25 protein-coding genes and 3 tRNA genes are annotated in these 22,867 nt (G+C 66.2%); 15 read left to right on the forward strand and 13 right to left on the reverse strand.

Annotated features, from left to right (window positions below):
- Positions 1-35 precede the first annotated feature (35 nt).
- The 5 genes from VHB27_RS20290 (at position 36) to rnhA (ending at position 2,435) form a co-directional block, all read left to right on the forward strand.
- Positions 36-518 carry a DUF192 domain-containing protein gene (locus VHB27_RS20290; RefSeq protein ID WP_408904029.1) on the forward strand — a complete coding sequence of 161 codons (483 nt, stop codon included), beginning with the start codon at positions 36-38 and terminating at the stop codon, positions 516-518.
- A 52-nt stretch (positions 519-570) separates the two neighbouring features.
- Positions 571-647: transfer RNA gene (locus VHB27_RS20295), tRNA-Pro, on the forward strand.
- A gap of 23 nt (positions 648-670) precedes the next feature.
- Entirely contained in the window at positions 671-976 is a 306-nt protein-coding gene (locus VHB27_RS20300) for an ETC complex I subunit (protein ID WP_325603965.1), read from the forward strand.
- A 9-nt stretch (positions 977-985) separates the two neighbouring features.
- Positions 986-1,963: a homoserine kinase gene (locus tag VHB27_RS20305; protein ID WP_325603967.1), complete on the forward strand. Its 978-nt coding sequence runs from the start codon at positions 986-988 to the stop codon at positions 1,961-1,963.
- Positions 1,950-2,435: a ribonuclease HI gene (rnhA, locus tag VHB27_RS20310; protein ID WP_325603969.1), complete on the forward strand. Its 486-nt coding sequence runs from the start codon at positions 1,950-1,952 to the stop codon at positions 2,433-2,435. The genes VHB27_RS20305 and rnhA overlap by 14 nt, the downstream gene beginning before the upstream one ends.
- A gap of 204 nt (positions 2,436-2,639) precedes the next feature.
- Here the strand turns inward: rnhA and VHB27_RS20315 are convergent, their stop codons facing one another.
- The 5 genes from VHB27_RS20315 to VHB27_RS20335 form a co-directional block, all read right to left on the reverse strand.
- Positions 2,640-3,890 (reverse strand): NupC/NupG family nucleoside CNT transporter, encoded by a 1,251-nt coding sequence (locus VHB27_RS20315; RefSeq protein WP_325603971.1) that lies wholly within the window; start codon positions 3,888-3,890, stop codon positions 2,640-2,642.
- Positions 3,887-5,551, reverse strand: coding sequence for a thiamine pyrophosphate-binding protein (locus tag VHB27_RS20320; protein WP_325603973.1), 1,665 nt, complete (start codon positions 5,549-5,551; stop codon positions 3,887-3,889). The genes VHB27_RS20315 and VHB27_RS20320 overlap by 4 nt, the downstream gene beginning before the upstream one ends.
- A 127-nt stretch (positions 5,552-5,678) precedes the next feature.
- Entirely contained in the window at positions 5,679-6,767 is a 1,089-nt protein-coding gene (locus VHB27_RS20325) for a Zn-dependent alcohol dehydrogenase (RefSeq protein ID WP_325603975.1), read from the reverse strand.
- A gap of 100 nt (positions 6,768-6,867) precedes the next feature.
- On the reverse strand, positions 6,868-7,464 hold the full coding sequence (locus tag VHB27_RS20330) for an HD domain-containing protein (protein ID WP_325603977.1): 597 nt from the start codon (positions 7,462-7,464) through the stop codon (positions 6,868-6,870).
- A gap of 108 nt (positions 7,465-7,572) precedes the next feature.
- Positions 7,573-8,103, reverse strand: a complete 531-nt coding sequence (locus VHB27_RS20335) for a hypothetical protein (RefSeq protein WP_325603979.1) — start codon at positions 8,101-8,103, stop codon at positions 7,573-7,575.
- Positions 8,104-8,307: 204 nt separating this feature from the next.
- Between VHB27_RS20335 and VHB27_RS20340 the strand changes: the two genes are divergently transcribed.
- Positions 8,308-9,687, forward strand: a complete 1,380-nt coding sequence (locus tag VHB27_RS20340; RefSeq protein WP_325603981.1) for a cytochrome P450 — start codon at positions 8,308-8,310, stop codon at positions 9,685-9,687.
- 3 nt (positions 9,688-9,690) lie between these two features.
- Here the strand turns inward: VHB27_RS20340 and VHB27_RS20345 are convergent, their stop codons facing one another.
- Positions 9,691-10,974, reverse strand: coding sequence for a sulfotransferase family protein (locus VHB27_RS20345; RefSeq protein WP_325603983.1), 1,284 nt, complete (start codon positions 10,972-10,974; stop codon positions 9,691-9,693).
- A gap of 209 nt (positions 10,975-11,183) precedes the next feature.
- Between VHB27_RS20345 and VHB27_RS20350 the strand changes: the two genes are divergently transcribed.
- On the forward strand, positions 11,184-11,822 hold the full coding sequence (locus VHB27_RS20350) for an ABC transporter substrate-binding protein (RefSeq protein ID WP_325603985.1): 639 nt from the start codon (positions 11,184-11,186) through the stop codon (positions 11,820-11,822).
- Positions 11,823-11,881: 59 nt separating this feature from the next.
- Here the strand turns inward: VHB27_RS20350 and VHB27_RS20355 are convergent, their stop codons facing one another.
- From VHB27_RS20355 to VHB27_RS20365, 3 genes are read right to left on the reverse strand one after another with little or no spacing between them, the layout of a single operon-like run.
- Complete coding sequence (locus tag VHB27_RS20355; protein ID WP_325603987.1) at positions 11,882-12,190, reverse strand: hypothetical protein; 309 nt, start codon at positions 12,188-12,190, stop codon at positions 11,882-11,884.
- A 22-nt stretch (positions 12,191-12,212) separates the two neighbouring features.
- Positions 12,213-13,343: a bifunctional 2-C-methyl-D-erythritol 4-phosphate cytidylyltransferase/2-C-methyl-D-erythritol 2,4-cyclodiphosphate synthase gene (locus VHB27_RS20360; protein ID WP_325603989.1), complete on the reverse strand. Its 1,131-nt coding sequence runs from the start codon at positions 13,341-13,343 to the stop codon at positions 12,213-12,215.
- 14 nt (positions 13,344-13,357) lie between these two features.
- Entirely contained in the window at positions 13,358-14,392 is a 1,035-nt protein-coding gene (locus VHB27_RS20365) for a lysylphosphatidylglycerol synthase domain-containing protein (RefSeq protein ID WP_325603991.1), read from the reverse strand.
- A gap of 140 nt (positions 14,393-14,532) precedes the next feature.
- Here VHB27_RS20365 and hpnA point away from each other — a divergent pair, with 140 nt between their 5' ends.
- The 5 genes from hpnA to VHB27_RS20390 all read left to right on the forward strand — a co-directional run bounded on the left by hpnA (position 14,533) and on the right by VHB27_RS20390 (position 18,681).
- Positions 14,533-15,525: a hopanoid-associated sugar epimerase gene (gene hpnA / locus VHB27_RS20370; RefSeq protein WP_325603993.1), complete on the forward strand. Its 993-nt coding sequence runs from the start codon at positions 14,533-14,535 to the stop codon at positions 15,523-15,525.
- On the forward strand, positions 15,522-16,649 hold the full coding sequence (locus VHB27_RS20375; RefSeq protein ID WP_325603995.1) for a glycosyltransferase: 1,128 nt from the start codon (positions 15,522-15,524) through the stop codon (positions 16,647-16,649). Before hpnA ends, VHB27_RS20375 begins: the two co-directional genes overlap by 4 nt.
- Positions 16,646-17,497: a squalene synthase HpnC gene (hpnC, locus tag VHB27_RS20380; RefSeq protein ID WP_325603997.1), complete on the forward strand. Its 852-nt coding sequence runs from the start codon at positions 16,646-16,648 to the stop codon at positions 17,495-17,497. The genes VHB27_RS20375 and hpnC overlap by 4 nt, the downstream gene beginning before the upstream one ends.
- Entirely contained in the window at positions 17,494-18,369 is an 876-nt protein-coding gene (gene hpnD, locus VHB27_RS20385) for a presqualene diphosphate synthase HpnD (RefSeq protein ID WP_325603999.1), read from the forward strand. Before hpnC ends, hpnD begins: the two co-directional genes overlap by 4 nt.
- A gap of 141 nt (positions 18,370-18,510) precedes the next feature.
- Positions 18,511-18,681, forward strand: a complete 171-nt coding sequence (locus VHB27_RS20390; RefSeq protein WP_325604001.1) for a hypothetical protein — start codon at positions 18,511-18,513, stop codon at positions 18,679-18,681.
- Positions 18,682-18,773: 92 nt separating this feature from the next.
- Here the strand turns inward: VHB27_RS20390 and VHB27_RS20395 are convergent, their stop codons facing one another.
- The gene (locus VHB27_RS20395) at positions 18,774-19,280 is read right to left on the reverse strand and encodes a nucleoside deaminase (RefSeq protein WP_325604003.1); all 507 of its coding nucleotides are present in this window, start codon (positions 19,278-19,280) and stop codon (positions 18,774-18,776) included.
- A 23-nt stretch (positions 19,281-19,303) separates the two neighbouring features.
- On the opposite strand from VHB27_RS20395, the gene VHB27_RS20400 reads away from it, so the two are divergent.
- Both VHB27_RS20400 and VHB27_RS20405 read left to right on the forward strand, forming a co-directional pair.
- A tRNA-Thr gene (locus tag VHB27_RS20400) sits at positions 19,304-19,378 on the forward strand.
- A gap of 187 nt (positions 19,379-19,565) precedes the next feature.
- A tRNA-Pro gene (locus VHB27_RS20405) sits at positions 19,566-19,642 on the forward strand.
- A gap of 132 nt (positions 19,643-19,774) precedes the next feature.
- On the opposite strand, the gene VHB27_RS20410 is transcribed toward VHB27_RS20405, so the two are convergent.
- Genes VHB27_RS20410 through VHB27_RS20420 form a run of 3 tightly spaced genes read right to left on the reverse strand, consistent with a single transcriptional unit; the run spans position 19,775 to position 20,946 of the window.
- Positions 19,775-20,074, reverse strand: a complete 300-nt coding sequence (locus VHB27_RS20410; protein ID WP_325604005.1) for a hypothetical protein — start codon at positions 20,072-20,074, stop codon at positions 19,775-19,777.
- 3 nt (positions 20,075-20,077) lie between these two features.
- Complete coding sequence (locus VHB27_RS20415) at positions 20,078-20,401, reverse strand: hypothetical protein (RefSeq protein WP_325604007.1); 324 nt, start codon at positions 20,399-20,401, stop codon at positions 20,078-20,080.
- A gap of 47 nt (positions 20,402-20,448) precedes the next feature.
- Positions 20,449-20,946: a hypothetical protein gene (locus VHB27_RS20420; RefSeq protein WP_325604008.1), complete on the reverse strand. Its 498-nt coding sequence runs from the start codon at positions 20,944-20,946 to the stop codon at positions 20,449-20,451.
- Positions 20,947-21,269: 323 nt separating this feature from the next.
- Between VHB27_RS20420 and VHB27_RS20425 the strand changes: the two genes are divergently transcribed.
- Positions 21,270-22,867 (forward strand): hypothetical protein (locus VHB27_RS20425; protein WP_408904030.1); only part of this gene is annotated, 1,598 nt, incomplete at its 3' end.

Below are 22,867 nucleotides of genomic sequence, written 5' to 3' on the forward strand. Positions count from 1 at the left end.
GACGTCCGCGCTTTGATTCAGGAGTTGCGCCTACCGTGAAACGCCGCGTGTTGCTGACATTCGCCGCCATGACGCTGGCGGGCGGGGCCTTCGCGCAGGATGTCGAACCCAAAGGTCCACAGCCGGAACTCCCCAAGGAGAAACTCGTCATCGTCACCCATGACGGCAAGGACCACGTCTTCAACGTGGAGATGGCGACGACTCCCGAACAGCAGAAAACCGGCGAGATGTTCCGGACGTCCATCCCCGCGGACGGGGGCATGCTGTTCGACTGGGGCTCACCGCGGCCGACCCAGATGTGGATGAAGAACACGCTGGTGCCGCTCGACATGATCTTCATCAACGCTGACGGCACGATCCGTTCGATCGCCGAGGACACCGTGCCGCACAGCCTGGCGGTCATCGACGCCGGCGGTCCGGTGCGGGCGACGCTGGAGGTGAACGCCGGCACGACGGCCAAGCTCGATATCCGGGTCGGCGACAAGGTGAAGCAGCGGATATTTGGCGACGCCCCTTAACGCCGCCCTTGCATCGGCGCCGCACCAACCATAGGGTCCGCCGGCAATGTGTCGGGGCGTGGCGCAGCCTGGTAGCGCGCCTGTTTTGGGTACAGGAGGTCGTGGGTTCGAGTCCCGCCGCCCCGACCATGATTTGACGGAGTGTCCTGTTCATGCGTGCCCGCATCTTCCAGCCGCCGAAAACCGCCATGCAATCCGGCTGGGCCAAGACGCATCTCTGGACCCTCGAATACGTCAACAGCACCGCTCGGCGTCCCGATCCCCTGATGGGTTGGACCGGCGGCGGCGACACCCAGGCGCAGGTCAAGCTGACCTTCGAGACGAAGGAGGAGGCCATCGCCTTCGCGGAACGCAACGGCCTGCAATACGAGGTCGAACTGCCGCAGGCGCGCCGGGTCAAACCCAAGGCCTATGCGGACAATTTCAAATACGACCGCGTCGAAAACTGGACGCACTGACGGCCGACGATGGCCGTCTATACGGAAGTCGGTGACGAGGCGCTGGAAGCCTTCCTTACGGACTATGAGATCGGGACCGCCGTCGCATTCCGGGGCATCGCCGAGGGGGTCGAGAACTCCAACTTCTCGCTGCGGACGACGTCCGGCGACTACATCCTGACGCTGTACGAGAAGCGGGTCGATCCACGCGAGCTGCCCTGGTTCCTGGGCCTGATGGAGCATCTGGCCCAGCGCGGCCTGGTCTGTCCCCAGCCCGTCCGCGGCCGCGACGGCGTCGCCCTGCGGCAGTTGTGCGGGCGCCATGCCGCGATCACCACCTTCCTGCCGGGCGTCTGGCCCCGCCGGGTCCATGTCGCCCATTGCGGCCCGCTGGGCACGGAGCTCGCGCGGCTTCACCTGGCGGGCGCGGATTATGCACCGCGCCGGGAGAACGGGCTGGGACCGCGGAGCTGGCAACGCCTGCTCGACCGCAGCCGTGACCGAGCGGATGAGGTCCAGCCGGGCCTGGCGGCGGAACTCGACCAGACCTTGGCGCATATCCTGTCGGGCTGGCCGTCCGATCGGCCGGGAGACCAGATTCCAACGGGGCACATCCACGCCGACCTGTTCCCCGACAACGTGTTTTTCCTGGACGGCAAGGTGTCGGGCCTGATCGACTTCTATTTCGCGGCGACGGACCTGCTGGCCTATGACGTCGCGGTCTGCCTGAACGCCTGGTGCTTCGAGCCCGACTTCTCCTTCAACGTCACCAAGGGACGGGCGCTGCTGGGCGGCTACAACGCCATACGGCCGATGACGGAGGCGGAGAAGGACGCGCTGTCCGTCCTGTGCCAAGGGGCCGCCATCCGCTTCCTGTTGACCCGCCTGTACGACTGGCTGAACACGCCGCCCGGTGCGCTCGTGACCCGAAAGGACCCGCTGGAATACCTGCGGCGGTTGCGCTTCCACCTTTCGGCACGTGACGGAGGGGCCTATGGCCTCGGATGAGATCGTGGTGTCCCGGGCGCCTGATCCGGACAACGTCGTGGAGATCTGGACCGATGGCGGCTGCAAGCCGAACCCGGGGCCGGGGGGCTGGGCGGCCATCCTGAAATTCCGTGGCGTCGTCAAGGAATTGACGGGCGCCGAAGCCGAGACAACCAACAACCGCATGGAACTGACCGCGGCCGCAACGGCGCTGGAGACGCTGAAATGGCCATGCGACGTCATCCTCCATACCGACAGCCAATACCTGAAGAACGGCATCACCCGCTGGAGCACCGGATGGGTCCGCAAGAACTGGGTCAGTTCCACGGGCGATCCGGTCGCCAATATCGATCTTTGGCAACGAATCCTCGCGGCGGCCAAGGCCCATCGGATCGACTGGCGCTGGGTCCGCGGTCATGCCGGGCACGACATGAACGAACGCGCCGACCAACTGGCGACCGAAGCCAGGCAGAACGCATTCGGCAAGAGGTGAAGGCTCCGGTTCAGGCTGGCGATCCAACACCCGTCCTGGCCCAACCCCGTTTTGGCCCAACCCCCGTCTTGGCCCGACACTCGTCTTGGCCCGACACTCGTCTTGGCCCGGCTCGGCCGGGCCATCTGGTGCCTTCAGGGAAGAAGATAACCCGGTCGAGCTCGGGCAAGACAGGGCGAACGCCACGATCGACCCCGGCTGATGTCAGATCATGGCGCCGGCGATCGCGCCGCTCATGCAGGTTGCCAGCGTGCCGGACAGGATGGTGCGAAATCCCAAGGCGATGATCTCATGGCGCCGGCCTGGCGCCATCGAGCCCAGGCCGCCGATGACGATTCCCAGGCTGCCGAAATTGGCGAAACCGCACAGTGCGTAAGTCAGGATGATCCGCGTCCGGTGCGAGACGCCGTCGGCGGGCAGGTGGGAGAAGTCGACATAGGCGACGAACTCGTTCACCACCGTCTTGGTCGCCATCAAGGCCGCCGCCTGGCTCGTCTCGGCCCAGGGCACGCCGATCAGCCACATGACCGGCCGGAAGGGCAAGGCGAAGATCGCCTGCAAGGTCAGCGGCGCGTTGGACACCCCGTTCCACGCCGGCAACAAGCCCAGGACCATGTTGATGAGCGTCACCAGCGCGATGGTCACGATCAGGACGGCGATGATGGCGGCCAGGATCGGGATTCCGTCCATCGTGCCCTTGACGAGGGCATCCAGCGTGCCGGCCGGCGGGTCTTCGACCACCAGCCGCGTCTCCTGGTCAGCCCGCACGTCGAACGGCACCATCAGGGCCGCGATCGCCAGGCTGGCGGGCGTGCTGATGACGGACGCGGTCAGGATGTTGCCCAGCGCATTAGGCACGAGCGGAGACAGGAACGACGCATAGATGACCATGACGGTGCCGGCGACGCCGGCCATGCCGCAGGTCATCAGGGCGAACAACTCCCCCCGCTGCATGCGCTGCAGGTAGGGTTTGACCAACAGCGGCGCTTCGATCATGCCGACGAACACATGGACTGCGGCACCGAAGGCGAGCGGGCCGCCGATTCCCATCCAGCGCCGCAGCAGCCAGGCGAAACCGGCCGTGATGCGCTGCAGGATTCCCCAGTAGAACAGCAGGGATGCCAGGGCGCTGATCGTCAGCACCAGCGGCAGCGCCTGGAACGCCAAAATGAAGCTCGCGCCCGGATGCAGTTCCGCGAAGGCAGGCGCGCCGCCGCCGAGGTAGCCGAACACGAACTGCGTCCCCGTCAGCGTGGCGGACTGCAGGGCGTTGGCGCCATCGCTCAGCCAAAGCATGACGCGACGGGAAGCGGGGACGTCCAGCAGCACGACCGCGAGAAGGACCTGCAGCACGACGCCCGAGATCACCGTCCGCCAGGGAATGCGCCGCCGGTCCTCGCTGCACAGGAAGGCGACGCCCAGCAGGCCGGCGACGCCCAGGACGCCGTGCATCATGCGGGTTGCGCGGGCCTTTGATTGAAGGGGAAATAGGCAGGGAATTCGCCGACCGCGTGCATATCGACCTCCACCAGCGTCAGGCCCCGTATGGCGAGTGCCTTGGCAACCGTAGCACCGAATGTATCGGCGGATGTGCAGCGGAAATAGGGAATATCCGAAATCGACGCGAGTTTTTCGATCTCGGGACTTTCCAAGTCGGCATACAGTCGCCGCCCGCCGGCAGTCGCGTCCTGGATGCGCTTGATCACGCCGTATCCGCGGTCGTTCATGACGATGACGGTCATGTCCAGCCGTTCCTGGACGGCGGTCCAGATCTCCCCGACATTCAGGAAGAAGCCGCCATCGCCCGTCATCACGACGGTGCGCCTGTCGCCCGCCGCTGCGGCGGCGCCGATCCCAAGGCAGAGGCCTTGCCCGATGCCGGCGCCGACCGGATAGACGTTCAGGTTCGGCGCATCCAGCGGGAACATGCGGTTCCCCCACGTCGTGTTGTTCTGCGTCACGTCCCGGACCCAGACCGCGTCCTTGGGCATGGCGGCGCGCAGTTGCGGGCTGAACGTGCCATAGGCCCCGAGCGTCTCGATATAGGCGGCCTGCGCGTTGCGTTTCAGCGCCTCGAATTCCGCCGCGTAGCCCGGCTCGATATGCAAGCGGCCCTCGATGCGCTCGACCAGCGCGTCCAGCGTCGCCTGCGAATCGCCGCACACGAAATACTGGTTCGGATAGGTCCGTCCGTTGGCCTCCGGATCGGTGTCGATCTGCACGAGGTTGTCCGGAAGCTTGACGTTGAAGTCGTTCGTCTCGTGACCACGCAGGCGGCATCCCACCACAAGGCAGAGATCGACCGTCTTGTAGAAGTCGGTGATCACCGGCATCCCGCTTCCGGTCAGCGCGCCCAGGTTCCGTGGGTGGTCTTCCGGGACGGTGCCCCGTCCGTTGAAGCTGCTGACCATGCCGAAGCCCATGGCGAGCAGTTTCCGCGCGGCGGCGCCGGCATTCTTGGCGCCGTTCCCCAGCCAGAGCATCGGCCGCTTCGCCGCGATGACGCGGGCGGCAAGCTCGTCCAGCTCGATGTCGGTCGGGCGGCGCGCCGGCCGCACGGGCAGCACGAAATGATCCAGCATCGCCGGGCGAGGCAGCTTGGCACGCTGCAGGTCGATCGGGACCTCGACGCTGACCGGTCCCATTGGCGCGCTGAGCGCATCCACCGCCGCCTGCGTCAGCACGCCCAGGGCGTTCTGCGCGGACCGGATCCGGTAGGCCGATTTGCAGACGGACGCCATCATGCCCAGCTGGTCATAGGGATCGTGGACGGTGCCCAAGCCTCGGTCGGCGAACTTGCTGGCGGTGTGCCCGGTGATATGAAGCACGGGCGATCCGGCGAACCGCGCCTCGATCAGCCCGCCGATCGCGTTGGCCGCGCCGGGGCCGGTGGAGGAGAACAGCACGCCCAGGCTTTGCGAGGTCCGGGCATATCCGTCCGCCATGTGCGCCCCGCCCAGCTCGCCGCGCGCCATCATGAAGCGGATCGTGTTGCGCCGGCCGATCGCGTCCAGCATCGGGATGTTGTGGACGGATGCGATCCCGAAGACGGTCGTCACACCGCAGGCATTCAGGAATTCGGCGACGAGGTCGCCCACGGTGTAGTCGCTGGACATGCTCTTCCCCTTTTTTCGTTACGGTCATCGTGCCGGCGCGGGCCGGCTGTTCGTTTCTGGATCGCCACGGGCGCGCGGTTTCGGCCGCGACGCCCATGGACCTGGCAGTCGAATTTGCCGGAAAGGTTCAGGAGACCCCGAAATCGATCAGGTTGCGGACTGGCGCGCCGGATTTCAGCATCGCGAACCCTTCGTTGATCTGGTCAAGTTTCAGATGTCCCGAAATCAGGTGGTCGAGCTTCAGGCGCCCCTGGCGCCAGAGTTCCAGAAGGCGCGGCATGTCCACCCGGAAGCGGTTGCCGCCCATGCTGGTGCCTTGGATCTTCCGGTCACGCAAGAAATCGGCCCCGTGCAATTCGATCTTGGTGCCGAACGGGATCATGCCGATGATCGTGGCGGTTCCGCCGGGTCGCAGCATTTGAAACGACTGCTCCGCGGTCAGCTTCAGTCCGATGGCCTCGAACGAATACGGCACGCCGCCGCCGGTCATGTCGCGCACCGCTTTCACGGCGTCGACGTTGGAGGCGTTGATGACGTCCGTCGCCCCCATCTCCCGCGCGCGTTCCAGCTTGGACGGGTTGGTGTCGATCGCAATGATCCTGGATGCGCCCGCCAGCGCCGCGCCGTTGACCGCGGACAGGCCGATGCCGCCGCAGCCCAGGACCGCGACGGTGCTTCCCGGCTCCACCTTCGCGGCATGGAACACTGCCCCGACGCCCGTCATCACCCCGCATCCGACCAGCGCCGCTCGGTCCAGCGGGATGTCGGAATCGATCTTCACGACCGCATGCTCATGCACCAGCATCTGTTCGGCGAAGACCGACAGGTTGAAGGCCTGGTGCAGCACATCGCCCTTCCAGCGGAGACGCCGGGCGGCGCCGGGCAGCAGCTTGACCTCGGTGTTCTCGCAGAGATTGGGGTGGCCCGTCATGCATTGCGGGCACTCGCCGCAGAACACCGACAGGCAGGTGATCACATGGTCGCCGGGCTTGACATAGGTGACGTCCTCGCCGACCGCCTCGACGACGGCGGAACCTTCGTGACCCAGCACGGCGGGGGTGGGGAAGGGGTACAGCCCCTCCATGAAATGCAGGTCCGAATGGCAGAGCCCGGCGAACGCCGTGCGGAGCAGGATTTCCCGGCGCTTCGGCTTCTCGATCTCGACCTCTTCGATGGTCAGCGGCTGATGGGCCTCATGGAATACGGCGGCTCTCATGGCTCTTGTCCCCCCGTCTCGGTGACGGGAGCGTAAGCCGGTTTCTTCCGCGTGTCACAGTCCCTTGGCACGGCCCTTCGGCACCACCGCCCGGCGGCGGTCAGCGCCAATGCTTCTGGTAGTACGGCTGCACGTCCTCGCCTTCCAGCATCAACGCGTGATCGGTGGCGAAGTAATCGGCATAATGGAGCACATAGGCTTCATGATTGCGGCCATGGAAGGGCGAATTGCCGGCGTGGAGCGCGACCGTGCTGACGATCGTGTGGTCGAACCCGAGTTCCTTCAACAGCATCGCGCCGACGACGCCGTGCTGCAGTTCGTGGGACAGCTTGGAATACGTGACCTTGTCGGCGCTTTCGCGGACATACATCAGCGGCTTGTCCACGTCGTGCAGGATGAGGATCGGCACCAGGATGTCATTGTCGACGGATTTGCCCCAGTCCGCGGCGGCGCGTTTCGCCAGGTCGATACCGTTCCGGGTGACGTCGTTCACGTGCCGCTCCAGCCTGTAATGCGGCGCACCGGGGGAATACGGCATCTCGGAAAGCTCTTGATAGGGGCTGGCGGCCCAAGTCGTCACCCAAGCGGTGACGATCTTGTCGCGCAACGACGGGGAAACGAGATCCAGGCCGAACAGCCACTCCTCGACCGCCTTGCGGCGTGAGTTGCTGCCATGTTCGATCGTATATGGCTGCATGTCTTCGTCCCCTCGGTTATTGCGGGGGACGATACAGCGCCGGCGCGCGACGTAAAGGCTGTCGGGACGGGATCGGCGCCGCCCCCGCGGGACGGCGCCGACGTGGCATCACATCTTGCCGCTGCCCTGGCCGGAAGTCCCGGCGCCGGGCGCACCGACGCCGGTGTCGCCGCTGGCGCCCCCGGAGGCGCCGGGGCTCATCCCCGAACCGCCGGTCGCCGGCGCGGACGACCCGCCGGCGCCGCCGGGCGCGAAGTTCTGCCCCTGCTGCGCCGCCTGGTAGCTTTGTTCGTTCAGTTGATCGACGGCGGCGTTTTGAGACGTGTCAGACCGCCCGGCATGCATGGGGTGATGCGCTTTCCTGGCCCAATGATGCATCGGCCCGCTCTTTGACCCCATGCCCGCGCCTTGGGACATCGACGAGCCCGACGACTGGTCCGTCATGGGGGCAGCCGAGGTGCCCGTGCCGCCCGTGCCCGCGCCGCCCGTGCCCGCGCCGCCCGTGTCGCTGCTGCCAGTGCCGCTGCTGCCAGTGCTCGGCGGGGTGCTGGTCTGGGCAAAGGCCGGAAATGCGGCAAGCATCAGGGCCGCCCCGGCCACCAACGACAATTTGGTCGTGGGCATTGTCGATTGGGTCATAGTGATCCTCCATGGTTTCCCGCCGATCCGCGTGGGAACGGCACGACCCCGACGTGGGATGCGATTGGTTGACCTTCCCATCACATCTCGTTGCGATTTTGCCCGCGATCGCGACCGTTTCCCTCGATTTCGGTGCCCATCGTGGCCGTGGGCGGCCGAATCAGCGACCTTTTTGGCAGCCGCGCGGGCTTGTATGGTCCGGCCGTGTCAGATCACGTCCTGCGGCCTCCCGTCCCGCCGCCTCCGCCCCGTCCTCTCGCATTGCGGGCCTTTCTGCGCGCGGTCCGGACCAATGCCCTGACCATCTGGCCGCAATCGGCATATCGCGACCTCGTGACGTCCGCGCGCCTCTTCGGGCGGCAGAACATCTTGATGAACGACCCGGACGGCATTCATCACATCCTTGTCGCCAATGCCCCGAACTACCGCCGATCGCGCGCATCCGTCCGTATCCTGCGTCCCATCACCGGCAGCGGGCTGCTGCTGAGCGAAGGGGAAAGCTGGAAAGTACAGCGCCGGACGGTCGCGCCGGCGCTCGCGCCTCGGGTTATGCCGATCCTGGTGCGGCATGTGCGGCAGGCGCTCGATCAATTCTCCAGCGGTCTGGAGGCGCGGACCGGCGACACCGTCGACCTGTTGGCGGAGATGCAGCGCCTGGCGCTCGACATCGCGGCGCGGGCGATGTTTTCCCTGGACGTGACGCAATACGGGGACGCGATCCGGGACCTGCTGACGGCATTCGCGGTTCGCCATTCGCGGCCGACGTTCATGGACATGGTCCTGCCGCACACCATCCCGACCTGGGCGGACATCAAGCGCGCGGGGTTCAGGCGGCGCTGGATGGGTCTGATCGAAACGATCCTGGCGTCCCGGCTGCAAACGCCGGCGGACCCGCCACGGGACCTTCTCGACCTGCTGCGCGGCGCGCGCGATCCGGAGACCGGAGAGGCCTTCGGTCCCGAACGCCTGCGCGACCAGGTCGCCACGTTGCTTCTGGCCGGCCACGAAACGACCGCCGTCACCCTGTTCTGGGCGCTCTTCCTGCTTGCCCAGTCTCCCGACGATATGGACAAGATCGTGCAGGAGGCCGAGGCGATCCCCCCGGACGCCGAACCTGACGTGGTCCTGCAAGGCCTGGTGCATACGCGGGCGGTCATCAATGAAACGCTGCGCCTGTACCCGCCGGCCTTCACGATGGTGCGGGAAGCGATCGCGGCAGACCGGATCGGTTCTCTGGAGGTCCGCCCACGATCGATCGTCATGATCGCGCCATGGGTCCTGCATCGGGATGAGGCGTTTTGGCAGGAACCCGATCGGTTCCTGCCGTCGCGCTTCCTTCCCGGTGCGCCGCCGGTGGGCAAATTTTCGTTCCTGCCGTTCGGGGTCGGCCCGCGGGTCTGTGTCGGCGCGCATTTTGCGATCACCGAAGCGACCCTCGTCCTCGCGACCCTGCTGAGGCGCTTCACGTTCGAACTGCAATCCCCGGTTCATCCCCGGCCCGTCGGGATCGTCACCACCCAGCCTGATCGGCCGCTGCCGGTTCGTGTGTCGGTCAGGAAGCGTGCCCTCGCGGACGCGATCTGACGATCAGGCCTGCAACGCCCCGACCTGCGCCGGCGGCCACTTGCTGTGTTCGGCGTGATTGGGCGAGGAGGTTTCTGCGGAAATCCCGAACCGGACCATGTAGGGACGGAAGCGGTCCCGCTCACGCGCCTCGTCGAGGCCATGGTCCTCGAACCGGTAATGATGCTTCCCGTATCCGCCGTTGGGCTGTGCCCTGACGTGTTGCTGGATGCGCTGGGCCACGCCGCCGGACATGTGCATCCCGAAATGTTTGTAGACAGCCTCGACGGTCGTGACGGGATCGGTGATCAAATCGATGTGATGCACGTGGCAGATCGGTTCGGCGAATTTTGCGTCGTCGCTCGCCGCGATCATTTTCTGCGTGCCATCCAGCCAGCGATGGCTTTCGTCAGGACCTAAGGCCCGGGGATCCAGGCGCCGGGTGAAGGGCCGGCGCAGGACCTCGGTCAGACGCGCCTGCGACAACAGGACTTTCACCGGGTCGCGATGCACGAAGACAATGCGCGCATCCGGATAGACCGTGCGGATCGCGTGGAGTGCGAACAGATGCTCAGGACATTTCAGCACCCATCGCGACACGCGTCCGTCCTGGTGCTGCAGGAATTGCAGGAACCGTTTGTGGAAGCGAGAGCCGGGAAGGTGCCGCTGTATATCCGCGTCCATCCACTGACGGTATGACGGAATGAGATACGTCGTGTCGAACCGGAGGCTGCGGAAGACATGCGAAGTTATCTCGCTGCATTCCTGGGGCGATGTAGCATCCAGCGGATGCAGCGAGCGGAATTCCGGCGCCAGCCACTCGAAGGCGCGCAACTGCGCCGCGACGCGCTTGATCCGCTGCTCGCGGCTGCCGGCGCTGGCGGACGGATAGATCGTCTCCCACACCGCCGGTGCCCGGTTCTCGGGATCGTCAAGCATCAGCCGGTGCAGAAAAGTCGTTCCGCTCCGTGGCAGTCCAGTAATAAAAATGGGTTTCTCGACCCGTTCCCCCAAAATGCCATGATCGCGCTTCACGCTGTCTTCGATGACCAGGAGATTGGAGAGGAACCGCACGATGTCCCATCGGGTGGCACTGCGTCCGACAAGGCTGAGGCCGGATTCCTCCGAAAGGGACTTGAGCAATCGGCACAGCGGACCGAAAAAAGAGGCGTCCCCGAAGTCGCGCAGGCCCGTTTCCTCGCGGGCGAGGCGGATTAGTTCATCCGGGTCGAGGGGGCGGTCCAGAAGGCCAAGAAGTCCGGCAACGGTGTCCGCCAGTCGCAGGGCACCGGGTATAATTTTTATCAAATTCAGTCTCCTGCCGGCCGGTTGCCCCGCTTCGTCTTTAGCCGCGGATCAACCCGAGGAACAGGCCAGAGGTTTGACCGCCTTGCATACCAGTCTGATCTGGTACGACGCCATGGATCCGCAAGAACAACACCCATGTATCTAGATGATGTCAGCCAAGCCGAAGCCGGCTTGGCTTCCCTATTTATTTTCGCGCCAGGAGAGTCACGATGGACAGCTTCGCGCCAGGCCGACGAGCGGTGGTCGGGTTTGCCCTTGCCCTCCTTGGGCTCGGCATCGGCGCGTCGGCGCCGGCCAGCGCCGACCCGTCCCCGATCGAGCCGATACGGCAGTTGAACGACGGGCTGCTCAAGATCATGCATGACGGCCGCGGCACGCCGTTCAATCAGCGGTTTCAGGCCCTCGCTCCGATCGTCGAGCAGACATTCGACCTGCAAGCGGTGCTGGAGGATTCCGTCGGCCCGACCTGGTCCACGCTGACGCCGGCCGAGCAGGCGCTGCTCATGGATGCGTTCCGTCGTTACACGATCGCGTCATATGTGAACAGCTTCGATAATTTCTCGGGGCAGAAGTTCGATGTCAGCCCCGATCCGCAGTCGCTTCCGAATGGCGAACTGGTTGTCAATACGCGGATCGTTCCGGCCTCGGGCACCGGGCATGCGCTGGACTATGTGATGCGCAAGACCGGCAACGGATGGCGCGCCGTCGACGTGCTCGCCGATGGGTCCATCAGCCGCGTCGCCGTGCAGCGATCCGATTTTCGCCGCCTGCTCAGGAGCGGTGGGCCGACGGCCCTGGCGGAGAGTCTGCAGAACAAGTCCGCTGATCTCGCCGGAGGGACGGCCTGAACAGCCGTCCCTCCAAGCGCGATCCCTTTAGGGGCGTGAACCCCCTTTGGGCGTGCTTGCTACGACGTCCAGTGCGCCGGCTGCCAGGCCCAGCCGCCCTGCGTCTGGGCCCACCAGCCCGGCATCCACAGATTGCCGTGGCCGGCCGCGGGCACGTATTGGCCAGGCGCCCAGACATAGCCGCTGCCGTTCCAGTCCCAGTGGCCAGGCTGCCACATCAACGGCTCCGCGGTCACCGGAGGCTTGGGGATGGTCTCGGACAGCAGCGGCGGCACCGGCGGGTAGGGGTTTCCGCCGGAACTCTCCGCGGTGCAGCCGGCCAACAGCCCCAGGGCGAGAAAACCGGCCGCTATGACATGTGTCTTCATCTGATCCTCGTTTCAGGCGCCATCAGTCCGGCAGCAGGATCGACACGACGGCTTGTGCCGCGATGCCCTCCTGCCTGCCGGTGAAGCCGAGCTTTTCCGTCGTCGTCGCTTTCACGGATATGCGTTCGACGGCGACGTCCAGAAGGGAGGCGAGCCGCGCGATCATCGCCGGCGCATGGGGCGTGATCTTGGGCCGTTCGCAGATCAGGGTGACATCGGCGTTCGCCAGCCGTCCGCCGCGCGCCGCGATGCGGTCCCGGGCATGCACCAGGAAACGGGCGCTGTCGGCGTCCTTCCATGTCGCCTCGCTCGGCGGGAAGTGGCGGCCGATGTCCCCCTCGGCCAGCGCGCCGTAGATGGCGTCGCACAGGGCGTGGATGCCGACATCCGCGTCCGAATGACCCGCAAGCCCGCGATCGTGCGGCACCGTCACGCCGCACAGCACCAAGGGCCGGCCTTCGGCGAAGGCGTGGACATCGAAACCGGTACCCACATGAGGGACGGAAGGTCCAGCCATGATGCGCTCCAACCGCACGAGGTCTGCGGGATAGGTCAGCTTGATGTTGTCATCGGAGCCGGGCACGACGGCCACGGTCTCCCCGACGGCTTCCAACAATGACGCATCGTCCGTCGCGTCGGTGATGCCTGACCGGTGCGCCTGAAGCAGCGTCTCGAAGCGGAACGCCTGGGGAGTCTGCGCTCGGAACAGGCCCGCGCGAGGGACCGTTTCCACGATGACCCCCCGATCGACGCGCTTGAGCGTGTCGGCGACCGGCGCCGCCGGGATCGCGCCGGCGCTTTCCCGCAGTTCGGCCAGCAGCGCCTCGATCGTGCCCTCCGGGACGAAGGGCCGGGCGGCGTCGTGGACCAGCACATGATCGGGGGCGTGGGAAGCCAACGCCTCCAGCCCGTTGCGCACGCTCTCCTGCCGCGTCGCGCCGCCTGCGACGACCGGCATGATCGCCAGGCCCTCCAGCGCCGCCTCGATCGGTGCGGCGTCGCCGACGGGCTGCAGCAGGTCGACGTGCCGCATCAGGGCCTCGGCCGCGTGGCGGATGACCGGCTTGTTCGCGATCGTCCGGAACTGCTTGGGCAGTTCGCTGCCGAACCGGCTTCCCGAACCTGCGGCGACCAGGATTGCTGCGACTGTCATCTGCGCGTCACCGGCTAGAGCGGGGCAGGACCGTCGAGTTGACCGGCCTTCTTGGCGGTCAGGGGACGCGCGGCGTCCCTCCCTCGGGTCGATCTGAACCGTCTCATTTCCACGAATTGCCAGACCATCAATATAGGCACGCCGACGATGATATCCCGGGCGCGGCGAAGCAGCGACACGCTCAGGGACAGCTCCGGAGGGACGCCGAAAATGGCGCCCAGGCCCGCATAGCCGGCCTCCTGCACGCCGGCGTTGACCGGGACCAGGAACGCCAGCGCGGTGGCGGCGGCCAGCAGGGCTTCAATGGCCAGGGCGTCATCGAAATTGATCGGAACCCCCAGCGCGCGATAGGCGATCCAGCCGGCCGCGCCGGTGCCGATCCAGCCGATCAGGTGGACCAGGCTGCCCAGCGCCAGCTTCCCCGTGTGGCCATAGATCAACCCCAACTCGGCCTGCAGGATCGACATCCGTTCCTCGGCGTCGTCGAACCACTTGCCGGCGATGCGCCTGCCGATCCGCGCGAACAGGGGGGCCGCGCCTTTCTGTGCCCAGATGAAGCCGAAACAGGCCACCACGGCGAGGCCGATGCCGATCTCGATCGGGACCGCGAGGCCCGAGCGGGGCGCGCGGGCGAGGAGGATGCCCAGGCCGACACAGGCGAAGGCGATCTGGGCGAGAAATTCGGCGGTCACGTCGACGACCGTCGATGCCGTCGCCGTATGCCATTCGACCCCGTGCAGCGTGACCGCTCGGGCGCCGAAGACGAAGCCCCCGACCTGGGAGAACGGCAGGCAGTTGGCGGCCGCGTCGCGGACCATCCGGCCCCAGATCAGCACCCAGGCGCGGCGGGCGGACGCGGCCGGGGTGATGATGTCCCAGGCGATCCCCAGAATCACGAACAACACCAATTGCCAGGCCACGATCAGCCCGAACTCCGACCATCCGACCCGGCCCACCGACGCGACGATGTTGCCGAAGCCATAATAAGAGACGAGCAGGAGGGCGATCAGCAGGCCGATCAGGGCCAGGACGTACGAGAGACGCTTCATCGGACGGGCTTCTGCCCGCCCGGTGCCGCGATAGCAAGGGCCTTGGACGGGCAGCCCTGGAACGCGTGGATGGCAGGGGCCATTTCCCTGCGCTACGCGCTTCGTCTATGGAAGCGCCCGATTGAGATCACGGGGTTGAGATGACCACACTGGTCACCGGCGCGACGGGCTTCGTCGGCTCCGCCGTCGCGCGCGTCCTTGCCGATCGCGGGCACCGGCTGCGGCTGCTGGTTCGGCCGAACAGCGACCGCCGCAACGTGGCAGGCCTGGAAGCCGAGCTGGTGGAAGGGGACCTGACCCGTCCGGCAAGCCTTGACGCCGCGGTCGCGGGCTGCCGCTACGTGTTCCATGTGGCGGCGGACTACCGGGTCTGGGTGCCGAACCCGGACGAGATGCTGAAGGCCAATGTCGACGGCGCCGTGGCCATGATGCGCGCGGCCGCCCGCACCGGCGTCGAGCGCATCGTCCACACCAGCTCCGTCGCCGCGCTCGGCCAGATCGGCGCCGGGACGCCCGCGGACGAGGTGACGCCGACCGACGAGGCGGATTTCGTAGGCATCTACAAGCGGTCCAAATACATGGCGGAAAAGGCCGTCCTGGGCATGGCCCGCGCCGAAGGCCTGCCGGTCGTCGTCGTCAATCCCGCCGCGCCGGTCGGTCCGCGGGACATCAAACCGACGCCGACCGGGAAGATGATCCTGGATGCGGCGTCAGGGCGCGTGCCGGCGTATATCGATACCGGCCTCAATATCGTCCATGTGGACGACGTGGCGCTGGGTCATGCCCTGGCCCTTGAAAAGGGCCGGGTCGGGGAACGCTATGTCCTGGGCGGCGAGAACATGCTGCTGAAGGACATCCTGACGCTTGTGGCGGAGGTGGCGCACCGCCGTCCGCCGGCGATCAGGCTGCCGGAGGCGGTGGTCTGGCCGGCCGCGTTCGTGCTGGAGAAGCTGGCGCCCGTCCTCGGGATCACGCCGATGATGACGCGCGACCACCTGAAGATGGCGCGGAAGAAGATGTTCTACTCGTCCGCCAAGGCGATGGCCGAACTGGGCTATCAGCCGCGTCCGGCGCGGCTCGCGGTGATCGATGCCGTCGCCTGGTTCCGTGAGAACGGCATGCTGAAGGCATGACCGTCCTGGCGTTCCTGTCGCTGGCGATCTGGGTCTACCTATTGCTGCTGCATGGACGGTTCTGGCAGGCGGGGCCCGTCCTGCCGCTGACGGAGCCGCGGTCGCTGCCGCGGGTCGCCATCGTCGTCCCCGCCCGCAACGAGGCCCCGGTCATCGAACGCAGCCTGCGGTCCTTGCTGGCGCAGGACTATCGCGGACCGTTCCAAGTCTTCCTGGTCGACGACGACAGCGACGACGGGACGGGGGACCGGGCGCGGGCGATCGGGGACCCCCGCCTGGTCGTGGTGTCCGGCGCGCCCCGGCCGGCGGGATGGAGCGGCAAGCTCTGGGCCGTGAGCCAGGGCGTGGCCCAAGCGATGGCCCAACCGGCGGAGGCCGAAATCCTGCTGCTGACCGACGCGGACATCATCCACGATCCGCCTCATCTCGCGGCGCTGGTCGCGCAACTGGAGCGCGGGCATCTCGACATGGTGTCGGAGATGGTGGCACTCGCCTGCGATAGCTGGGCGGAGCGGGCGCTGGTGCCGGCGTTCGTGTTCTTTTTCCAGCTTCTCTACCCCTTCGCCTGGGTGAACGACGGATTGAAGTCCACTGCCGCCGCGGCCGGCGGCACGATCCTGATCCGCGCCGACGCGCTGCGGCGGATCGGCGGGATCGAACGGTTGAAAGCCGCGCTGATCGATGACGTGGCCCTGGCCGCCGCCGTCAAGCAGGGGGGGCGGATCTGGCTGGGACATGCCAGCGCGGCACGCTCCGTCAGGCCTTATCCCACGGTTGGGGACATCTGGCGGATGATCACCCGGACGGCGTTCGTCCAGCTTCGGTTTTCCTGGCTCCTGCTGGTCTTGACCACCCTTGGGATGGTGGTGACCTGGCTGGTGCCGCCGTTCGCCGCGATCGCCGGGCATGGCGCGGCACGTTGGTACGGTGCTACCGCTTGGCTCATGCTGGCCTGTTCCTACGTCCCGACCTTGCGCCGATTCGGCCGGTCCCCGCTCTGGGCGATCGCGCTCCCGCTGGTCGCGCTGTTCTACGCGGCGGCGACGATCGGATCGGCGATCGACCATTACGCGGGGCGGGGGGTCGCCTGGAAGGGACGCGCCTATCGGGGACAGCACGGATGACGGTCGCCGAGGCGCCTGCCGACGAGAATGTGGAGCAGTGGTCCGGCAAGGACCGCCAGGATGAGAACTTCCCCGTGGGTTCCGTCCTGGTCGCGAAGAAGTTCCGGGAGCCGATCCATTGCTATTATGCGTTCGCCCGCAACGCCGACGACATCGCCGATTCGCCGGCCTTGCCGCCGGACGAGAAAATCCGCCGGCTGGACATCATGGAAGACGTCCTGCTGGGCAGGCGTGATGCGGGGTCGCCCAGCGCCCTGGCGTTGCGGCGAAGCCTGGCCGTTACGGGTGTAACGTCTTTGCATGCGACCGACCTGCTGATCGCGTTTCGCCGCGACGCGCTGAAGCTGCGCTACGCCACGGTCGATGAGCTGGATGACTACTGCCGTTACTCGGCGGTTCCGGTCGGTCGTTACGTGCTCGACCTGCACGGGGAAAGTCCGGCGACCCATGCGCCATCCGACGCGTTGTGCACGTCGCTGCAGATCCTGAATCACCTGCAGGACTGCGCCAAGGACCTCGACCAGCTCAACCGCTGCTATCTGCCCCAGGCGTTGCTGGACCAGTTCGGCGCTTCGATCGAGGACGTGCGCAAGCCGGCGGAGACGCCGGCGCTGCGGCGCGTCTTCGCGACGCTGCTCGACCATGTCGATCGCCTGAACGAGACCGCTGCACGGTTGCCGCGGACCGTCCGCGACCGGCGGCTGCGCATGGAGACGGCCGTCATCCACGGTCTCGCGTCGCGCCTGACAAAACGTCTCATACGAAACGATCCGCTTGCCGCACGCGTCAAGCTGACGAAGTCTGATTTCGCGTTCAGCACACTTGCATCGGTGCGATTCCTGGTATGACTGCAGCGGATATCCTGGGGGTGGAGGCGGCCGATCTCGCCGCGGTCGAGGCGATCGTCCGCAATGCCGGCACATCGTTCTATCGCGGCATGCGCGTGCTTCCGTCCGATCGGCGTCACGCGATGTACGCGATCTATGCCTTCTGCCGGATCGTCGACGACATCGCCGACGAGGAAGGCAGCCTGGAGGAAAAGCGCCGTGGCCTTTCTGCCTGGCGGGAAAATATCGCCAGGCTTTACGCCGGCAAAGCCGAAGGTGACGCGACGTGGGATCCCGTGACGCGCGTGCTGGCCGCGGCGATCCGGCGTTTTCAGCTTCGCGAAGCTGATTTTCTCGCGGTGATCGATGGGATGCAGATGGATGCCGAAACGGTCATCGTCGCGCCATCGATGGCTGAACTGGACCTTTATTGCGACCGCGTGGCTTCGGCCGTCGGACGCCTGTCCGTGCGTGCCTTCGGCGATTCCTCGGACATGGCCGACAAAGTTGCCCACGCGCTCGGACGTGCCCTGCAACTCACGAACATATTGAGGGACATCAAGGAGGATGCGGATCGCGGCCGGGTCTATCTTCCCCGGGAGTACTTGGACGATGCCCGTATTCCGGCCGATCCCCGAGCGGTCCTGACCGCCCCGGGTCTGCCCGCGGTCTGCCACCGCCTGGCGCGGTTGGCGCATGGCTATTTCGACGAGGCGAAACACGCCATGTCAGCCTGCGATGCCAGGGCGATGAAGCCGGCGCGGCTGATGGGGGCGACCTATGACGCGATCCTGTCGGAAGTCGAACGGTACGGCTGGCGCGACCTGGACCACCGGGTCAGCCTGCCGGTCTGGAAGAAGCTGTACCTGCTGTGCCGCTACGGCCTTTTTTAAGACTCTGATCACAATGGCGTGCGCAAATTCTGTTGCAATCCGGGTACCATTCATGCATAGTGTGTTCAGTCGTTTAGGGCACGATCCTCGCCCCGGCTATTAACCTTTTTGTCGCCATCCCCCTTTCCGGAGCATCCGCTCGTGACCCGTTCCCTGAAGCGCCTGTTTGGCTCGCTGCTGTTCGTGGTGCCTGCCCTGGCCCTTGCTACGTCGCCCGTGATGGCGACGACCGCGAAGCATCACACGTCGGTCCACAAGGTCAGCGCCCACAAGTCGCACACGAAGAAGACCACGACGCCGGCCGCGAGCTAATCCGCGGCTGCATATCCGCCGGGCCGGCTTCGGCCGGCGAGGAGGGGGCGATGACAAATGTATGTCGTCGCCCTTTTTCGTTTCGGGCGCTTCTAGTGCGGCCCGGTCCGGCGTTCGTTCCGCAAACGCTGGAAAAACGACTTGAGGAGGTCTGACGCCTCCTGCTCCCGCACGCCGCCGATGATCTCCGGCCGATGATGACAGGAGGTCGTCTCGAAAATGCGCGGACCATGCTCGACCCCGCCCCCCTTCGGGTCATAGGCGCCGAAAATCAGCCGGCGGACGCGAAACAGGCTGATCGCGTACGCACACATCGGACAAGGTTCCAGCGTCACATACAGATCGCACCCGGGGAGCCTGGGATTGTGCAGCGCTGCCGCCGCCTGGCGCAGCGCAAGCAGCTCCGCATGGGCGGACGGGTCGTGATCCTGCTCCGTCCGGTTGCCGGCACCGGCAAGCAGGCGGCCGTCCGGTGCCAACACGACGGCGCCGACGGGGACCTCGCCTCGGCCGGCGGCGTCGCGTGCCAGGGACATGGCGACGGCCATCGGATCGGATACACGATCCTCGTGCAGAGTCTGTTGATCGCGGGTCATCATGACGGTATACGCCCCCTCGCGCCGCCGGCGTAGCTCAGGGGTAGAGCAACTGATTCGTAATCAGTAGGTCGTAGGTTCAATTCCTACCGCCGGCACCAGCAGATCACCGAAATCGTCGAATTTTTCGCGGGTCCGAGTGGCCGGGGCTGAATTTGCCGGGGAACGTCCGTGGATTGCCGGCGTCCGGGCCTTCGACCGCCGATCCCGGGTCCAATAGGACTGTGCAGCGGCAGGAACGCATTGCGGAGACGACCGCCGCCTGATAAACGACGCCTCCCGCTGGGTCGGAGCGTAGCGCAGCCTGGTAGCGCATCAGTCTGGGGGACTGGGGGTCGTGGGTTCAAATCCCGCCGCTCCGACCAATTCCACCCAATTATTCAATATATTAGAACCCCGCTCGAAGCGTTTGTTTCCCAGCCAAACGGCACGGGAAGCGCCGGGGAAGCATGGCCTGAAATGTTCTGGCCATGCTTCCCTAGCTGCGCCGCCGTCGTTTACCCCGCGTCAAAATACGTCGCGAACGCCAGACGGCACGCCTGCAAAGCCTTTACGCCTTCGCGGGTGGCGAGCATGTCGTCCTTAATATCCATGGCATCGTCGGCCACGCCCTCCACCTCATCAGGCAGCAGGACACGCCCGTCATAGTCGGTCACGGTGACGCTGCCTTCCGAAGCCGCGCGTAAGGTAGCTATCCGGGCCAACAGGGACGCCATACGCCCGACTTCATCCAGGTCGACCCCCAGCCGAGGGCGCCGCGCCCGAAAGCGCTTTGGGAACTTGACTACCGTGCCCATGCCCTAACCCTCCACGCAGGATGACAACGGAGTGCGGATGTCCGCCGATCCAAGCGCCCAATCGAACGCATGGCGAAGCTCAAAGCGGGCATCGCAGGTCAGGGCCGCGATGATGCCGTCCCGCTCTGCGCACAGCGCCGCCACCAGTTCTCGGGCTTCTTTTGGTGAACCAAGGGGGCATCCAAAGTGGACGACGGGCGACTGCAAGCCTCGCCACCTTCGCAATGCGTCCCTCAACGACGCGATCCGGAATTGGAGGGAGGCGATTTGCCCCAACACGTCCAGGTCGAATACGTCCAGGTCGGCCTCCGACTGATGATGGGACATCTTACTACAACTCGCTCCGGTCGGCCGGCCCGATGCTTTCAGCAACTCTAGTGCGAGCATTGGACAGCCTCCCGCAACTCATCAATGATGTCTTGCAACCGCGATATGCGGACCGGGTCGGTCACTTCCAGCAAGCGGTTGGCACGGTTCGTGTCGTTCCTGCGTTGTGTCGCCGTCCGGGTCCGGTCCGCGGCGCGGTAAAGCACCTCCCGCACCTCATCCACGAGTGACGGGTCGGATGCCGCCGCATGTTCCATGGCGACGAACTCCGCGAATGTTTTGAAGCGACGTTCCCGGCCCCAGTGAGCATGCGCGCGTGCCCCCGTCCGGTTGCGATATGCTGCGTCCGCCTCCAGCGGAGAACGAAGGCCCTCCAGCACGTCGTCCAGCAGGTCGGCCAGGATGCGATCGAGGTTGGTTGTCTTGCCCGACCGCTGGCGCGGTTGGCCCACGATACAAAGTGTCATGTGCAAGTCTGCAGGCGCATACGCGCTGTCGCCCCAATCGAAGTCTTCCACGCAATAGTCGTCCATGTGCGCCTCCATCGGTTCACATGGTGGCGCATAGGTTTATTGGTACGATATCGGAATAAACCACTACGGTAGTGGTTATGACCTGTATAACATATTGATATTGCCTATATTATTGGCGAGACTGAAACGTTTCTGACGCCACTACCGTAGTGCCAGGCCCCCCACCCCCGCCGGGGGGAGCTGTCCATGGGGAGGGGGTGCCGCCCGGCCCTTTAGGTGCTGCGCAAATACGAGTGCTACCACCCAAGTTTCGTGCGCGTTGCCCCTCCGACCGGATTGTACCGCCTAAAACGAACTGGTACGGTTCCGCCGAAAATGCGAGGCGGAACCAAAAAATGCTTGACGATACAGGTGAAATTCGGAGCGACTACACTCCTCCCCGCCAGGCGATACCCACTACAGTAGTGCAAGCGCCCCAGGCGCCGACACTCTCGGGCTGGCAGCCGGCCGACGACGCGCAGCCGATCACGCTCTCCCCGGCGACGCCCGCGCAACCCAAGAGCAGCTCGGGCCTGTGGGGCGACGCTGGCGCGGCGGCCTGGCAGAGCACGATGCAGATGGGGTCGAACGCCCTCTCACTCGCGTCGTTCACCGCCCGCCATCTCGGCGCCGATCCGAGCACGGTTTCGTATATCGAGCAGCAGCGCCACGCACTCGACGGCCACATCCAGAATTACGTGCAGAGCCTCCCGGCCGACCGGCAGGCTGCGCTGCACTCGTCCATCTGGGGCGGCACAGACGCCGACGGCCAGAAGACCCCGACACCGGGCGAGGTGGGATACGGCCAGTGGGCCGCGGCCAGCCTGGGCAGCCTGCTGCCGGACGTCGCCCTGGCCATCCTGCCCGGCGGCGTAGCCGGTCGCCTGGCGACACGGCTCGGCATGGAGGGTATCGGCGTCGCCGCGGCACGTGCCGGCGCCACCGGTGTTGCGTTTGGCGTCGACCAGGCCGGAGGCGCGTACAAGGCGCTCGTCGATACGGTCGACCAGACGCCCGACAAGGAGATGATGCAGAACCCGACCTACGCGCATCTGCGCCAGGATCAGGGTCTGACGGAATGGCAGGCGAAGTCGAAGCTGGTGGGCAGCCCGCAGGTGGCCGCATCCATGGGTGCGCAGTTCCTCGTCGGCGCCGTAACGGGCGCCGGCACCGGCTCGCTGGTCACCAACGGCGCTGTCGGCGCGGCGGAGCGCGGACTGCTCGGCCGGGCGGCGGTCGGTGCCGGCGAAGGCGCGGCCACGATGGGGCTGCAGGGCGCCGCGGGCGACTATCTCTCCCAGCTCGCGAACGAGCAGGCCGGCTCCAAGCAGGAATACGACCCGACGCAGACGGCGCATGCCCTGGTCAGCGGTGCGCTCGGCGGCGCGCTTATGGGTGCCGCGGGTGGCGCTGTTCACGGCGGCGGCACGCCGGAGAGCGCGGCTGAACCGGCGGAGGAGCCGCCGTCCAGCAGCCAGGTGTCACCGGACACCAGCGCAGCGCTGAACACCGCGCTCCGGCTGACGTACGACGCCAAGACGCCGGTGCAGCCAGGCCAATCGCCGCCGAACCCGGTCAGCGTGAAGTACGCCAGCGCTCGCGCACCTGACACCGAGGTTACGCCTCAAGCCGCGCCGCCCACCACTACCGTAGTGCAGCCGACGGTTCCCGAGCCGCGATCGGACATCCAGGCGCAGGTCGCGGCGATGGGCGACCCGAACAACCCCAAGGACGCGGTGTTCATCCCCAAGGGGCAACCCGTACCGGGCAACCTGCCGCCCGGCACCAAAGTCATGGTGCGCAAGGCGGGCACGCTGCTGACCACGAACGCCGGCAAGGCGGCGGCCTTCCGCACCGGTGACATCACCGAGCAGAAGATGGCTGACCTGCTCGGGTACGTGGAACCCAAGGACCAAGCGGTGGCATCCGGCAATCCGCAGGTCGTGCAGGCGAC

This window comes from Rhodopila sp. (genome assembly GCF_035548235.1).
In the GTDB taxonomy this organism is placed as follows: domain Bacteria; phylum Pseudomonadota; class Alphaproteobacteria; order Acetobacterales; family Acetobacteraceae; genus Rhodopila.

Excerpts from the sequence above, each read along its gene's own strand:
- hpnC (WP_325603997.1), top strand. The coding sequence starts at position 16,646 with ATGACGGTCGCCGAGGCGCCTGCCGACGAGAATGTGGAGCAGTGGTCC.
- VHB27_RS20410 (WP_325604005.1), bottom strand. The coding sequence starts at position 20,074 with ATGGGCACGGTAGTCAAGTTCCCAAAGCGCTTTCGGGCGCGGCGCCCT.
- VHB27_RS20360 (WP_325603989.1), bottom strand. The coding sequence starts at position 13,343 with ATGACAGTCGCAGCAATCCTGGTCGCCGCAGGTTCGGGAAGCCGGTTC.
- VHB27_RS20375 (WP_325603995.1), top strand. The coding sequence starts at position 15,522 with ATGACCGTCCTGGCGTTCCTGTCGCTGGCGATCTGGGTCTACCTATTG.
- VHB27_RS20300 (WP_325603965.1), top strand. The coding sequence starts at position 671 with ATGCGTGCCCGCATCTTCCAGCCGCCGAAAACCGCCATGCAATCCGGC.
- VHB27_RS20420 (WP_325604008.1), bottom strand. The coding sequence starts at position 20,946 with ATGGAGGCGCACATGGACGACTATTGCGTGGAAGACTTCGATTGGGGC.
- VHB27_RS20335 (WP_325603979.1), bottom strand. The coding sequence starts at position 8,103 with ATGACCCAATCGACAATGCCCACGACCAAATTGTCGTTGGTGGCCGGG.
- hpnA (WP_325603993.1), top strand. The coding sequence starts at position 14,533 with ATGACCACACTGGTCACCGGCGCGACGGGCTTCGTCGGCTCCGCCGTC.
- VHB27_RS20395 (WP_325604003.1), bottom strand. The coding sequence starts at position 19,280 with ATGATGACCCGCGATCAACAGACTCTGCACGAGGATCGTGTATCCGAT.
- VHB27_RS20315 (WP_325603971.1), bottom strand. The coding sequence starts at position 3,890 with ATGATGCACGGCGTCCTGGGCGTCGCCGGCCTGCTGGGCGTCGCCTTC.
- VHB27_RS20325 (WP_325603975.1), bottom strand. The coding sequence starts at position 6,767 with ATGAGAGCCGCCGTATTCCATGAGGCCCATCAGCCGCTGACCATCGAA.
- VHB27_RS20350 (WP_325603985.1), top strand. The coding sequence starts at position 11,184 with ATGGACAGCTTCGCGCCAGGCCGACGAGCGGTGGTCGGGTTTGCCCTT.
- VHB27_RS20365 (WP_325603991.1), bottom strand. The coding sequence starts at position 14,392 with ATGAAGCGTCTCTCGTACGTCCTGGCCCTGATCGGCCTGCTGATCGCC.
- VHB27_RS20330 (WP_325603977.1), bottom strand. The coding sequence starts at position 7,464 with ATGCAGCCATATACGATCGAACATGGCAGCAACTCACGCCGCAAGGCG.
- VHB27_RS20355 (WP_325603987.1), bottom strand. The coding sequence starts at position 12,190 with ATGAAGACACATGTCATAGCGGCCGGTTTTCTCGCCCTGGGGCTGTTG.
- VHB27_RS20415 (WP_325604007.1), bottom strand. The coding sequence starts at position 20,401 with ATGTCCCATCATCAGTCGGAGGCCGACCTGGACGTATTCGACCTGGAC.
- hpnD (WP_325603999.1), top strand. The coding sequence starts at position 17,494 with ATGACTGCAGCGGATATCCTGGGGGTGGAGGCGGCCGATCTCGCCGCG.
- VHB27_RS20305 (WP_325603967.1), top strand. The coding sequence starts at position 986 with ATGGCCGTCTATACGGAAGTCGGTGACGAGGCGCTGGAAGCCTTCCTT.
- VHB27_RS20320 (WP_325603973.1), bottom strand. The coding sequence starts at position 5,551 with ATGTCCAGCGACTACACCGTGGGCGACCTCGTCGCCGAATTCCTGAAT.
- rnhA (WP_325603969.1), top strand. The coding sequence starts at position 1,950 with ATGGCCTCGGATGAGATCGTGGTGTCCCGGGCGCCTGATCCGGACAAC.